At 45.0% G+C, this 12,561-nt stretch carries 15 protein-coding genes; 1 reads left to right on the forward strand and 14 read right to left on the reverse strand.

The features are described 5' to 3' along the window. Positions 1-59: 59 nt before the first annotated feature. The 3 genes from ACJ28U_RS08205 to ACJ28U_RS08215 form a co-directional block, all read right to left on the reverse strand. Positions 60-1,085, reverse strand: a complete 1,026-nt coding sequence (locus ACJ28U_RS08205; RefSeq protein WP_407618938.1) for a lactonase family protein — start codon at positions 1,083-1,085, stop codon at positions 60-62. Between the two features lie 100 nt (positions 1,086-1,185). Continuing rightward, a complete protein-coding gene (locus ACJ28U_RS08210; protein WP_407618939.1) occupies positions 1,186-1,572 on the reverse strand; it encodes a Rid family detoxifying hydrolase in 387 nt (128 codons plus the stop codon). 99 nt (positions 1,573-1,671) lie between these two features. Continuing rightward, positions 1,672-2,628: a TerC family protein gene (locus tag ACJ28U_RS08215; protein ID WP_010372950.1), complete on the reverse strand. Its 957-nt coding sequence runs from the start codon at positions 2,626-2,628 to the stop codon at positions 1,672-1,674. A 194-nt stretch (positions 2,629-2,822) separates the two neighbouring features. Between ACJ28U_RS08215 and ACJ28U_RS08220 the strand changes: the two genes are divergently transcribed. Continuing rightward, positions 2,823-3,563 (forward strand): alpha/beta hydrolase, encoded by a 741-nt coding sequence (locus tag ACJ28U_RS08220; RefSeq protein WP_407618940.1) that lies wholly within the window; start codon positions 2,823-2,825, stop codon positions 3,561-3,563. 53 nt (positions 3,564-3,616) lie between these two features. Here the strand turns inward: ACJ28U_RS08220 and glyS are convergent, their stop codons facing one another. The 11 genes from glyS to rpsU all read right to left on the reverse strand — a co-directional run bounded on the left by glyS (position 3,617) and on the right by rpsU (position 12,550). Next, the gene (gene glyS, locus ACJ28U_RS08225; RefSeq protein WP_407618941.1) at positions 3,617-5,701 is read right to left on the reverse strand and encodes a glycine--tRNA ligase subunit beta; all 2,085 of its coding nucleotides are present in this window, start codon (positions 5,699-5,701) and stop codon (positions 3,617-3,619) included. A 1-nt stretch (position 5,702) separates the two neighbouring features. Beyond that, complete coding sequence (glyQ, locus tag ACJ28U_RS08230; protein ID WP_003610409.1) at positions 5,703-6,629, reverse strand: glycine--tRNA ligase subunit alpha; 927 nt, start codon at positions 6,627-6,629, stop codon at positions 5,703-5,705. 294 nt (positions 6,630-6,923) lie between these two features. Beyond that, a complete protein-coding gene (pnuC, locus tag ACJ28U_RS08235) occupies positions 6,924-7,658 on the reverse strand; it encodes a nicotinamide riboside transporter PnuC (RefSeq protein WP_407618942.1) in 735 nt (244 codons plus the stop codon). 145 nt (positions 7,659-7,803) lie between these two features. Beyond that, positions 7,804-7,977: a hypothetical protein gene (locus tag ACJ28U_RS08240; RefSeq protein WP_010372965.1), complete on the reverse strand. Its 174-nt coding sequence runs from the start codon at positions 7,975-7,977 to the stop codon at positions 7,804-7,806. 64 nt (positions 7,978-8,041) lie between these two features. Further along, positions 8,042-8,836, reverse strand: coding sequence for a DNA repair protein RecO (gene recO / locus ACJ28U_RS08245; RefSeq protein WP_407618943.1), 795 nt, complete (start codon positions 8,834-8,836; stop codon positions 8,042-8,044). Between the two features lie 48 nt (positions 8,837-8,884). After that, a complete protein-coding gene (gene era / locus ACJ28U_RS08250; RefSeq protein ID WP_010372971.1) occupies positions 8,885-9,793 on the reverse strand; it encodes a GTPase Era in 909 nt (302 codons plus the stop codon). A 51-nt stretch (positions 9,794-9,844) separates the two neighbouring features. Continuing rightward, complete coding sequence (locus ACJ28U_RS08255) at positions 9,845-10,273, reverse strand: diacylglycerol kinase family protein (RefSeq protein WP_010372974.1); 429 nt, start codon at positions 10,271-10,273, stop codon at positions 9,845-9,847. Beyond that, positions 10,257-10,739: an rRNA maturation RNase YbeY gene (gene ybeY / locus ACJ28U_RS08260; RefSeq protein WP_010372976.1), complete on the reverse strand. Its 483-nt coding sequence runs from the start codon at positions 10,737-10,739 to the stop codon at positions 10,257-10,259. Before ybeY ends, ACJ28U_RS08255 begins: the two co-directional genes overlap by 17 nt. A gap of 5 nt (positions 10,740-10,744) precedes the next feature. Next, on the reverse strand, positions 10,745-11,734 hold the full coding sequence (locus tag ACJ28U_RS08265) for a PhoH family protein (RefSeq protein WP_407618944.1): 990 nt from the start codon (positions 11,732-11,734) through the stop codon (positions 10,745-10,747). A 95-nt stretch (positions 11,735-11,829) separates the two neighbouring features. Next, a complete protein-coding gene (locus ACJ28U_RS08270; RefSeq protein WP_407618945.1) occupies positions 11,830-12,273 on the reverse strand; it encodes a GatB/YqeY domain-containing protein in 444 nt (147 codons plus the stop codon). Positions 12,274-12,364: 91 nt separating this feature from the next. Then, on the reverse strand, positions 12,365-12,550 hold the full coding sequence (rpsU, locus tag ACJ28U_RS08275) for a 30S ribosomal protein S21 (protein WP_003610426.1): 186 nt from the start codon (positions 12,548-12,550) through the stop codon (positions 12,365-12,367). Positions 12,551-12,561 lie beyond the last annotated feature (11 nt).

The raw sequence follows: 12,561 nt of genomic DNA on the forward strand, positions 1-12,561 counted from the left end.
TTATCCCCCATATATAAAAAACCAGCACCATGACTGGTACTGGTTTTATTGTATCAAGCTTAGATGAACAATACACGCACTGATTCGGGAATTTCGAAGTCCTTTTGTGACAACGTTAGCTCGCCCGTTACGGCATCTCGACGGTATACCGTAACATTATCCGTGTTTTGGTTAGCCGCAACCAAAAAGGCGTCATCTGGGCTCAAAGCGAAATCACGTGGGAAATCGCCTTCAGTTGAAATCCATTGGATATGTGCAACAGAAGCACCGTTATCCTTTACTGCAAAGACCGCGATTGAGTTGTGACCACGGTTTGATGTATAGACAAACTTACCGTCGTTTGACAAGTAAATCGCCGCACCACCATTGTGCTCCGTCCAATCAGCCGGAATTGTTGCCACAGTTTGCAAATGCGTGAATGAACCATCCGCATTGTACTTCAAAACTGAAAGTTGTGATGACAGCTCACCTAACAAGTAGGCATATTGACCATCAGGGCTGAAACGCAAATGACGTGGGCCAAAACCAGCCTCCGTCTCATACGTCGCAACTAACGTCAACTTACCGGCATCAGAGACATCAAACGTCAACACCTTGTCGGCACCCAAATCAACAACCGCGACACGATTGTCTGGCGTTAGATTATTCCAGTGCACGTGTGATGAACCTTGCTCTGGGCGAGGGCCGGTACCTTCAGATTGAAAACTATCCGTCAACGTCAATGAACCATCAGCGGCAATCGCAAAGACTTCTAACGTCCCCTTGTGGTAGTTACCTGAGTACAACAATTGACGTGCCTCATCAACCGCCACATAAGCAGGTGAAGCACCTTCTGCCAAAACTTCTTGGGTCAACGTTGCCGTATCATCCGCGAAATTAAGGACCGCGAGCCCACCTTGATCACCGTTTTTATCGACTGCATACAATGTGTTAGCCTTACTCAAGGCCAAGTAAGTTGGTGATCCAACTTCAGCAACCAACTTAGCATCTTGCAACTCACCAGTTTCCGTGTTCAATGCAGCTTCGTAAATTCCTTTTGAAACACGTCGCGTATAAGTACCAAATAAAATCTTTTCCAATGCCATGGTTGATCTCGCTTTCATTCATTAATAATCTTTTAGTAAACGCTTTCATTGTAACACAAAAGCGACCACACCAACAGATGCAGTCGCTTGATTTTCTTACTTATTTATTGGCAATAACTTCAATTTCAATACGTGCAGCTTTGGGTAACGTTGCCACTGCAACCGCTGAACGCGCTGGTAACACGTCAACGTCCTGGAAGAAGCGCGCATAGATATCATTCACCAGCGCAAAATCTGCCATGTCAACTAGGTAAACGCTCACCTTAACAATATCAGCCCGTGTCAACTCAGCAGCATCCAATAACCCATCAATATTAGTAAAAACCTGGTTAGCTTGTTCAAGCGTTGACGCACCTGCAAATTCACCAGTACTTGGTACTAAACCGATTTGACCCGATGCATACAGCGTACCGTTGCTTAAAACAGCTTGTGAATATGGTCCGATCGCAGCCGGCGCCTGCGTTGTCGTAATGATTCGTTTTGTCATCTTCATGTCCCCAATCTTAGTAATAGCGTTAGTATACGCGCTGTCGACCGTCAGCCAATAAAAAAAGGACCTGTCTGTAACACAGGTCCTTTATCAAGGTTATGCTTTGAACTTTCGACGTTCTTGGACACGTGAGACAATTACTGAGGCAACGATTGATAACGTTAACAAACCAATAATCACTGATAATGACACCACGTTTGAAATGTGGAAGTGCCAGTCCAATGCCTTGGCAGTCTCGTTCAAGACCATCTTGACCCCAATAAAGGCCAAAATAACAGCCAACGCGTACTTGATGTAGCGGAACATTGGCAGAATACCTGACAAGGCAAAATACAAAGAACGTAATCCCATGATAGCAAAAATATTTGACGTCACCACGATGAACGTGTCTTGTGTCACCGCAAGGACGGCCGGAATTGAGTCAACCGCAAACAATAAGTCGGAAGCTTCAATAAACAACAATGCCAACAAGAATTGGGTGGCATAACGTTTCCCATTTTCTTTAACCAAGAAATGTGGTTCCGCAACATCTTCCTTCAAAGGTAAAATTTTACGCAATCCCTTAATGATAAAACTATCATTCAAGTCTTGTGCTTCTTCTTTTTCAAACAGCATCTTCACACCAGTGACGATCAGGAAGGCACCAAAGATGTACATCAACCATGCGAAGTGATGTAACAATGCAGCCCCACCGAAGATAAAAATCACACGCATCACTAAGGCACCGAAAACACCCCAGAATAACAAACGGTGTTGATACTTCAATTCAATCCCAAAGAAACCAAAGACCAAGATGAAGATAAACAAGTTATCAATACTCAACGACTTTTCCAGCAAGTATGCCGTCACAAAGTCTAGGGCATGATCACCACCCGTAAAGAACCAGAGACCACCGGCAAAAATAAAGGCCAAACCGATCCAAAAGGCGCTCCAAAGTAGTGACTCCTTCATGGTTGGTGCCGCGTTGGTTTTGTGGAAGACTCCCAAATCGAGGGCCAACATGACCAAAACAAAGGCGAAGAAACCAATCCAATAACCTATACTAACTTCCATTTATTTCTCAACTTTCTGATATCTAGCGACGTCACGGCTCAACAATTTGACCCGCAATGACTATAAGTTTATTTTAACTGAATTCTCATCGAAATACTATTACCAACATTTTGGGAAAATATTGCAAATAAGACTGACAGCTGTCAGTCCATTAAGGTATGATGAGCCCTAGTTAACCAAAAAGGAGTTCGTTTATGAAGTCAACAAAAATCACAAAGCGCCTGCTCATGCTCTTAGGCGTTGTCCTCATCCTATTAGCCGGTTCTGTCGCTTACATGCAAGTATTTGGCCTTTACCGTGCTACCCCAACCGCGCAACGCGCAGCCCATTCAGCCACCGAAACGGCGGACTATTGGGCCTTCAAACCCAAAGCTGGTACTGCAAAAAAAGATACGGCCATTATTTTTTATCCCGGGGCGTTTGTCACAAGTGACGCCTATGCCATTTGGGCCAAAGATGTTGCCCAAGCTGGCTACCCCGTTTACTTATTGAAAACACCGTTATCTTTTTCACTAATCGCCCAGAACAAAGCGGACGTTGCGATCAAAAATAGCCATGCCCACCACTTTGTAATCGGCGGCCATTCCTTGGGTGGCGTGGTTGCCAGTGGTTACGTGGCCAAGCATCCCAAAACTCACATCACTGGTCTGTTATTACTTGCCAGTTATCCACAAGAGAAAAACCATTTGGCTAAGCGAAGCAATCTTGCTGTTTTGTCACTGACTGCTAGCCAAGATCAGGTACTGAAGCAAGCAAATTATCGCGCAGCAAAAGCGTGGTTACCTAAAGACACCCAGTACCAGACAATTAACGGTGGCAATCACGGTGGTTTCGGTAGCTATGGGCCACAAAAACACGATGGTCAAGCGACAATTTCAAACGCCCAACAACAGACAGCGATTGCTGATCGCATTGTTAATTGGCTAAACCGTTAGACCCCAAATTAAAAACACCCTGGACTGTATTAATCCAGGGTGTTTTCATATCATTAATTTGCAGACTTAACATCCAGTTCGAGGAAGTTAGCCACCTTTGTTGCTTCATCAGCAACCGCGTGTAGCGTTGCCAAACGGTTATTCTTAACCGCTTCGTCTTCGACCATAACCATCGTCTCTTCGAAGTAAGCCGCTACGGCTGGTTGTAAGTTCAACAATGCTGCAAGCTTCGCATCCGTTGCATCAACAGCTGCCACAGGCGCAACTGCTTCAAACAACGCCTTTTCGGCTGCATTCTCGAACAACGCAGCGTCAACAGTCGCATCCGTTGCATTCTTCGTTGTCAAACGCATTACACGAGTCAACGCTTCAACCCCTTCACGGAAGTTGGCATCGTTAACGTGGGCAACCAAGACTTGCGCTGATTCAAACATTTGCGTCGTATCAGCAAAGTTGTTCTTCGTCACAGCGTTGATAATGTCACGACGAACACCATCATCTTGCAACGCCTTCACAACACGGTCCGTCAAGAAGTTCACGACCGCAGCCACATTGTTTTGCAACTCAGCCATCACTTCTTCTGGCAACCCAAACTTAACGGCGTCAGCGTTAATGTCAGCAATCAAGTCTGACAAAATACCGTCAATATCCAAATCCCACTTATTGTCAGCCAAGATGTTCACAACACCTGAAGCGGCACGACGCAAAGCATATGGGTCATTTGAACCTGATGGCACCATACCACCCGCAAAGAATGACAACAAACTGTCCAACTTATCAGCTAGGGCCAATACCTTACCCAAATCTGACGCAGGCAATTCACCATCAGCAGAGATTGGCATGTAGTGCTCACGGATTGCTTGGGCCACGGCAGCATCTTCACCAAACAAGTTAGCGTACTTCTCACCCATGATACCTTGCAATTCATCAAACTCACCGACCATACCAGTCATCAAGTCAAACTTGTAAATTTCACCGGCGCGCGCCAACTTGGCTTGTTGATCATCAGTAAAGGCCAAACGACCAGCAATGATGGCAGCCAAGGCCTTGGCACGACGTGTGTGCGCGGCAACTGAACCCAGCTTAGCGTGGAATGACACCACTTCCAACTTGTTGTTGTAGAAGTCGATATCGTGCTTTTGATCTTCGTGGTAGAAGAACTTAGCGTCTTCCAAACGCGCAACCAGCACCTTTTCGTTACCGGCAATCACATTATCGATGTGTTCGGCGTTTCCGTTACGAACAGAGATAAAGTGTGGCAACAAAACGCCATTTGCATCAACGACGTGGAAGAAACGTTGGTGTTCCTTCATTGACGTAATCAATACTTCATCAGGCACTTCCAAGTAACCTTCGTCGAAGCCACCAGCAAAGGCCGTCGGATATTCAACAATGTTGTTAACTTCTTCCAGCAAATCTTCGTCAACGACAACGGTCCAGTTGTTATCACTGGCAATCGTTTCGACTTGTGTGCGGATGTTTTGCTTACGTGCTTCGGCATCTGCTTGTACAAAGACTGACGTCAAGGCCGCTTCGTACTGGTCAGCTGATGCAATTTCAACATCATGACCCAAGAAACGGTGTCCACGTGATGAACGACCCGTTGCAACTCCCAAGATATCAAATGGGACAACTTCATCATCCAACAATGCGACCATCCAACGAATTGGACGGACGTATTCAAACGTGTGACGGCCCCACTTCATCGTTGTTGAGAATGTCATTGCCTCAACAACTTGCTTAAAGCCCGTCAAAACTTCAGCTGCCGGCTTTCCAGCTTCAAACTTTGTAACGTAGATATACTCGTTACCGTTAAATTCCTTAAACGTAATGTCATCAGTCGTCAACCCTTGGCCGCGAACAAAGCCTTGGGCTGCCTTTGAATAGTTACCCTCAGCATCAAGTGCGACCTTCTTAGCAGGTCCCTTAACTTCTTCTTGGAAGTCTTCGGCCTTTTCAGCAACATCAGAAATCAACACTGCTAAACGACGTGGCGTAGAGAAAGGCTTAATTGCCCCGTATGCCAAACGCTCGTCGGCCATAAAGTTTTCGGCACGCTCAACCAATTGGTTAATTGCGGGCGTCACCAAGTGGGCCGGAACTTCTTCCAAACCAATTTCTAGCAAAAAGTTAGCCATCTTAGTTCTCCTCCTCATCTGCAGGCAAGTACTTCGCACGCAAAGCTTCATCCTTCAACAATGGGAAGCCAAGCTTCTTACGCTCATCAATGAAGGCACGCGCAACTGAACGGGCCATGTTACGGATACGTGAAAGATACTTCGCACGTTCCGTAACTGACACTGTGCCACGGGCATCCAACAAGTTAAACGTGTGTGATGACTTCAAAATGTAGTCGTAAGCTGGGTGAACCAAGCCCTTTTCCAAAGCCTTCTTAGCTTCAGCTTCGTACTCGTTAAAGTGACGCAACAACATTTCTTGGTCTGATTCTTCAAACGAGTAAACTGAGTGCTCGTACTCTGGCTCCTTAAAGATGTCACCGTACAAAACGCCGTTACCCCATTCCAAATCGTACACAGTTGGGACGTCTTGGATGTATGAAGCCAAACGCTCCAAACCATACGTGATTTCTGATGTTACGGCATCAACTTGGATACCACCAACTTGTTGGAAGTACGTAAATTGCGTCACTTCCATACCATCCAACCAGATTTCCCAACCGATACCAGCGGCACCCATTGATGGGTTTTCCCAGTTATCTTCAACGAAACGAATATCGTGCTCCAACGGATCAATGCCCAAGGCCTTCAAAGAATCCAAGTACAATTCTTGAATGTTGTCAGGTGATGGCTTCATAACCACTTGGAATTGGTGGTGTTGGTACAAACGGTTTGGGTTGTCACCGTAACGTCCATCGGCAGGACGACGTGATGGCTCCACGTAGGCTGCGTTCCATGGTTCAGGACCATTGGCACGTAGGAACGTGTAAGGGCTCATCGTACCAGCACCCTTTTCTGTATCGTAAGCTTCCATCAGCATTGCGCCTTGGTCAGCCCAGAACTTTTGCAACGTCAAAATAATGTCTTGCACACTCATTTTTGCGCTCATATTGACAAATTCCTTTCTCGTGGTTGGCTTCGAGCAAATAAAAAGCCCTACACCAATCACCATAAAAAATGATTGATGTAGGGACGATAATTCGCGGTTCCACCCTACTTCTAGGACAACTCCTAGCAGCTTCATTGGATTAAATTGTGCTCCAGCAGTGCCCCTTACGCTAATCAGATCACCCTCACATCACCGGTGACTTGCTGGACTGATTTCACGGAATTCTTCTGCTTTCATCGCTTATTACAACTAATAAGTTTATCACTCAGCCGTTGAATGTCAACGAAATTAATCTCAATATTCAGTTGTCTTTGACCACAAGTACATGCCATAAAACGCATTGAACGTTTTCACGATCATCAAAACAAACATGCCTAATGCACCTGAGCCACCAGCCTGAATTTGATTCCACCATAATAACAGGCCAACCGCATCAACTAACAACCAGACAACCCACTGCGAGAGGTAGCCATACGTTGCCAAAATTTGTGCCAACATCCCCAGCGGTAATTGTGAGGAGTCGAGGTAGACTTGATTACCATGTGCCGTTTTGGCAACGGCTAGAACGACACCATAAACCACAACTGCCCCTGCGACAAGGCATCCCATCATTTTAGGGCCGATACGCTTCGCTTGTATCTGACTACTGTCTTGTTGTTGGGCTAGCTGCTTGTACCAGGCAACCATCCCCACAAACTGCATCACAAAAAAGAAGCCTTGATTGAGAATGTCACCGACCAAATGGTTGTGAATGGACATTAATAACCAGATCCCATTGGTCAGGAGCCCCCAGAAAAAGTTCGTTAACCGGCCACTCGCTAACATGATTAAGTAAAAAGCCAATACCAACCCGGTAATTAAACTCGTCCATCCTGATGATGAATAATCACCTGTATAGACGAAGGCCCAAATCGTAACAGCCATAATAATGACCATATACACCCGTTGAAACCGATTCATCAAGGCTAAATCACGTTTAATATTGGTTGGTGACATCGCTTCACGCAAAGCTTGTTTAAGATACTGCATTTCTCTACTCCCTCGTTAAACACTAACGATTAGATTACCACATTAACATTCGCTTGTGCGCTATGTCACGTACTCGTAAATGTCAGACATAATAAAAAGCGATATCCCAAAAGGAACATCGCTTTCTACCTGATTCATACCGTACTTACTTGCCAAGGAAACCTGACAACTTGTCCTTAACGTCATCCATATCAACGTTGTCCAAAATGTCAGCCTTGTCGCCTAGCAAGTCGCCGGCCTTTTCCTTCAATTCGTTCAAGTCAGCGCCTTCCAAAAGATCACCAGCTTGGTCCTTCAACTTATCCAAATCAAAATCCATGTCAATTCTCCGTTCGCTTCTTTACTATACACTTATTATAAGTGATACCAGCGATACCTGTCATCTATTTTGACTCGTCAGTTGACTTTTGTTGGCCACGTTGTGCGAGACGTTGTGACCAACCGTCGAGTTGTTGAATAAAACTTTTGGCGCGTAAATGCACACCAACTTGGTCATCATAAATCTTGTCCATCACGCGTGCCATATCATGCTTAGTCTCTTCTTTTAGCGACAATGAACCTAACTGCTTTAGGTCGATTTTGTTAAGTTGTGATAACACACGTACAGAACGTGGATTGGCATTCATACGTTGTTCATCTTGATCCCAGTGCAACTGGCACAGTGTCCCGTTTAGCTTCTCGGAGAAATCAAGTGGTAAATCACGTCGACCACAAACAACACATTCACCCCAAGTCGGTTCAAGACCGAATGCCGGCAACAATTTGATTTCAAAAAAATTGGCAATGCCTTGTGGATCCAAACCACTCTCAATTTTTTCAATCGCCAAGCGGGCCCATTCATACCACTTACCAATCGGCTGATTATCGACAAACGCTGCGTCAATCAAACCCAAAATATAAGTCATGTAGGCATTTTTCGTGACATCCATCATCAATTCACGTGATTGGTGGCTCTCTTTAACGGCGTTAATAAAACTCAATCCGGTTGGATTTAAGGTTCCCTCAAACGTGGCGACCGTTAACGGTTGGACATCCGCTGCGAATTGGTACCGCTTTGACTTGCCATTCTTAATGTAAAACATCCGCTTGCCACCTTGCTTGGTTAGCATCTTAACCATCAGATCCTTTTCCTTGCGGTCTTGCTGGTACATCACAATTGCATCAAATACTTCTGCCATACCCATCCCCTAGTAAAAAAGAGACTTGATAGTCTCTTTCTCGCCAAATTAAATATCTGAATCTTCCTTGTAACCGTAAGTTTGAAGTGCTTGTGGCTTATCACGCCAACGTTCTTCAACCTTAACCCATGTCTCCAAGAAAATCTTATCACCAAGCAAACGTTCGATATCCTTACGTGCCCGCACACCAATTTCCTTGATCATTGCCCCTTGCTTACCAATGACAATGTTCTTTTGCGTTGGTCGTTCAACAACAATCGTCGCTTGCACATGCAAGTGATTTTCATCTTGACGCTCAATTTTATCAATCACCACCGCAACTGAGTGGGGCACTTCTTGACGCGTCAATTGCAAGACCTTTTCACGAATCAACTCACTCATGATAAATCGTTCTGGGTGATCCGTGATTTGATCAGCTGGGTAATATTGTGGCCCTTCTGCCATCTTATCCATCGCAAAATCCAACAACTCAGGAACGCCGTCTCCCTTCAAAGCTGAGATTGGGAAGATTTCAGCAAATTCCATTTGTTGGCGGTAATCATCAATAATCGTCAACAAATCTGCTGGGTTCACTAAGTCAATCTTATTAATAATCAAATAAACTGGCGTCTTCGTGTCCTTTAAACGATTAATAATGAAATCATCCCCGGCGCCACGTGGTTCGTCGGCATTCACCAAGAACCAAACCATGTCTGCTTCACGTAAAGCTGACATGGCTGTCTTCACCATAAAATCACCTAGCGAGTTATGAGGCTTGTGGATACCTGGTGTATCCATAAAGACGATTTGACCCTCATCGGTGGTGTAAATTCCTTGGATCTTGTTACGGGTTGTTTGTGCCTTAGGTGACATGATGGCAATCTTTTCACCAATCATCTTGTTCAAAAGCGTTGACTTACCAACGTTTGGACGACCAACCAAGGCCACGAAACCTGACTTAAATCCTTGTTCACTCATGTATAAAATCTCTGTTCTTTCTGTATAATCCACGTGTTACCACGCACAACTTTATCCCAGCAACATCTGCAAATTCGGCAAGATGTAAGGCTGGAAAATCAACACACCCACGACAATAGCGAAGGCAACGGCTGCCAAAACAGCCCCGGAAGCCACATCTTTTGCGACTTTCGCCAATGGGTGGTAACTTTCACCGACAATCAAATCAACGATTGCTTCCACCATTGTATTAACGAACTCGGCCATAATCACGGTAAAAACAGCCACCGTAATCCACAGCCAGTCCGACCGTCCTAGCTTAACATATATCCCGACAAGTAAGACGACAATTGCCGCAAAAATATGAAAGCGCATATTTCGTTCGCGAACAAGTAACTGGCCAATTCCTTCGAGGGCATGGCCTAGCGCTTGTAGAAAGTGCGTATTCTTTTCAATTTGTGGCGCCGGTTCGGTCGCCTTTTTCTTATCGTGTAAGTCCATAGCTATCCAAAATCTCGCGTTGCAAATCAAACATAATCTTTTCGTCTTCATCACTACGCATGTGATCATAACCGTTTAAGTGCAAGAAACCATGAACAACCAAAAAACCTAGCTCACGTTCGTATGAGTGCTCCAAGTATTCGGCTTGTTCACCAATCTTATCAACAGACACGATAATATCACCGATATTTTTGGCCAAATCTTCAGCCATATCCTCATCCATCATCAGTGGCATATCGTCACCGTCTTCTTCAATTGCAAAAGAAATGACGTCTGTTGGCTTATCAAGCCCGCGATACTCACGGTTATAACGTTGAATCTCATCATTGTTAACAAAAGTGACGGACATCTCTGTGTCATCTGGCAACTTCATATACTTACCAGCGTAATCTAGCACTTTTTCAACAAGTTCAATTTGCTCTGCCGGTACTCCGGGCTTTGATTGGTCAATAATCGCCAAATCCATAATCTTTAATCCTTCTTCTCTGTTTGCTTATTTTTTGCGGCATCAAATGCATCATAGGCATTGATGATGGCCCCAACTACCGGGTGACGGACAACGTCATCCGCGGCAAATTCAATAAATGTAATATGTGAGACATTTGCCAACACTTGCTTGGCTTGAATCAGGCCTGACCGTACCTTCGTTGGCAAGTCAATCTGTGACACGTCACCATTCACAATCATATGCGAGCCAAAGCCAAGTCGGGTCAAAAACATCTTCATTTGCTGTGGTGTCGTGTTCTGTGCCTCATCTAAAATAATAAAGGCGTTGTCCAAGGTACGACCACGCATGTAGGCAAGTGGTGCAATTTCAATCGTCCCACGATCCATCAGACGTTCTGTATGTTCCGCGCCAATAATGGCATGCAGCGCATCATAAATTGGTCGCAAGTAAGGATCGACCTTTTCTTTCAAATCACCTGGCAAGAAGCCTAAGTTTTCACCAGCTTCAACGGCAGGACGTGTGATAATGATTTTCTCGACATCTCCACGCTTCAGTGCTGCCACTGCCATAACGACGGCCAAATACGTCTTTCCAGTTCCGGCAGGTCCGATACCAAACGTGATGTCGTTATTACGAATCGCTTGAATGTAACGGAGCTGACCGTAATTCTTCACACGAACCGGGTGCCCCTTCGCATCTCGGATCAAAGTCTCAGTGTACATATCGCCAAAGTATTCTAGCGTACCACGTTCAGACATCTTCATCGCTGAAACGATGTCAGTTGCGTTTAGCTTAACACCTTTTTTGATTAAATTCGTCAATTCAACAACGATTGCTTCAGCCGCATCAACGGACTCTGCGTCACCTTTGATGGTCAACTGATCACCAAAGACTGGCAAAGACACCCCAACGCCTTCTTCAATCAACTTTAAATTGCTGTCTTGTGGTCCAACCAAGCCAATTTCTTGCTCGGCATTTTCAAAACGATAAATTTTTTCAACTTGTGCTGCCAAAAATGGATTCCCTCTAATTCGCAATATTTTTTAGTACGGTACTATTATACCGCAAACATATATGTATCGGGGCATCACCCCGCATTGTATCTCAATTAGCCCAACAATGATTGAACCGTTGTGTTGACCAACTTACCGTCAGCCTTACCCTTAACCTTAGGCATCAAGGCACCCATCACCGTACCCAAGTCTGCCTTTGATGACGCACCAACTTCGGCAATCGTTTCCTTAACAATGGCAACGACTTCTTCCTCAGACATTTGTGCAGGCATGTAACGCTTCAACACATCGATTTGACCTTGGATTTCTTCAGCCAAGTCTGCACGATCGGCATCCTTGTATGATTCCATCTCTTCCACACGTTGCTTCATTTCACGTGACAAGACTGCCAATTCTTCATCAGCCGTCAAATCGTGACCCAACTTGATTTGTTCATTTGAAACAGAGGCCTTAACCATGCGGACAACACCAAGCGTTACCTTATCCTTGGCCTTCATCGCTTCCTTCATATCTGACGTCAATTGTTCTAGCAAACTCATGATTGTTTTTCTCCAAATAATGTTGTTTGACTTATTTTATGATTATAAAACAAAACCGGACCACCAATAAGGTAGCCCGGCAAGAGTCGAATTAACGGCTCTTCTTGTTCTTGCGCTTACGAGCGGCCTCAGCCTTCAACTTACGTTGTACTGATGGCTTGATGTAGAACTCACGCTTACGGTACTCTTGCAAGGTACCATCCTTTGATACACCACGCTTGAAGCGACGGAGAGCATCATCAAGAGACTCATTCTTACGAACAACAGTCTTTGCCATAATGTTTACCC

The organism is Weissella sp. MSCH1 (assembly GCF_045799135.1).
Classification (GTDB): Bacteria; Bacillota; Bacilli; order Lactobacillales; family Lactobacillaceae; genus Weissella.

What these genes read in the sequence shown, in the direction of transcription:
- glyQ (WP_003610409.1), bottom strand. Translation starts at nt 6,629, where the DNA reads ATGAGCGCAAAAATGAGTGTGCAAGACATTATTTTGACGTTGCAAAAG.
- rpsU (WP_003610426.1), bottom strand. Translation starts at nt 12,550, where the DNA reads ATGGCAAAGACTGTTGTTCGTAAGAATGAGTCTCTTGATGATGCTCTC.
- ACJ28U_RS08205 (WP_407618938.1), bottom strand. Translation starts at nt 1,085, where the DNA reads ATGGCATTGGAAAAGATTTTATTTGGTACTTATACGCGACGTGTTTCA.
- recO (WP_407618943.1), bottom strand. Translation starts at nt 8,836, where the DNA reads ATGGCAGAAGTATTTGATGCAATTGTGATGTACCAGCAAGACCGCAAG.
- pnuC (WP_407618942.1), bottom strand. Translation starts at nt 7,658, where the DNA reads ATGCAGTATCTTAAACAAGCTTTGCGTGAAGCGATGTCACCAACCAAT.
- ACJ28U_RS08270 (WP_407618945.1), bottom strand. Translation starts at nt 12,273, where the DNA reads ATGAGTTTGCTAGAACAATTGACGTCAGATATGAAGGAAGCGATGAAG.
- glyS (WP_407618941.1), bottom strand. Translation starts at nt 5,701, where the DNA reads ATGGCTAACTTTTTGCTAGAAATTGGTTTGGAAGAAGTTCCGGCCCAC.
- ACJ28U_RS08255 (WP_010372974.1), bottom strand. Translation starts at nt 10,273, where the DNA reads ATGGACTTACACGATAAGAAAAAGGCGACCGAACCGGCGCCACAAATT.
- ybeY (WP_010372976.1), bottom strand. Translation starts at nt 10,739, where the DNA reads ATGGATTTGGCGATTATTGACCAATCAAAGCCCGGAGTACCGGCAGAG.
- ACJ28U_RS08240 (WP_010372965.1), bottom strand. Translation starts at nt 7,977, where the DNA reads ATGGATTTTGATTTGGATAAGTTGAAGGACCAAGCTGGTGATCTTTTG.
- ACJ28U_RS08210 (WP_407618939.1), bottom strand. Translation starts at nt 1,572, where the DNA reads ATGACAAAACGAATCATTACGACAACGCAGGCGCCGGCTGCGATCGGA.
- ACJ28U_RS08215 (WP_010372950.1), bottom strand. Translation starts at nt 2,628, where the DNA reads ATGGAAGTTAGTATAGGTTATTGGATTGGTTTCTTCGCCTTTGTTTTG.
- era (WP_010372971.1), bottom strand. Translation starts at nt 9,793, where the DNA reads ATGAGTGAACAAGGATTTAAGTCAGGTTTCGTGGCCTTGGTTGGTCGT.
- ACJ28U_RS08220 (WP_407618940.1), top strand. Translation starts at nt 2,823, where the DNA reads ATGAAGTCAACAAAAATCACAAAGCGCCTGCTCATGCTCTTAGGCGTT.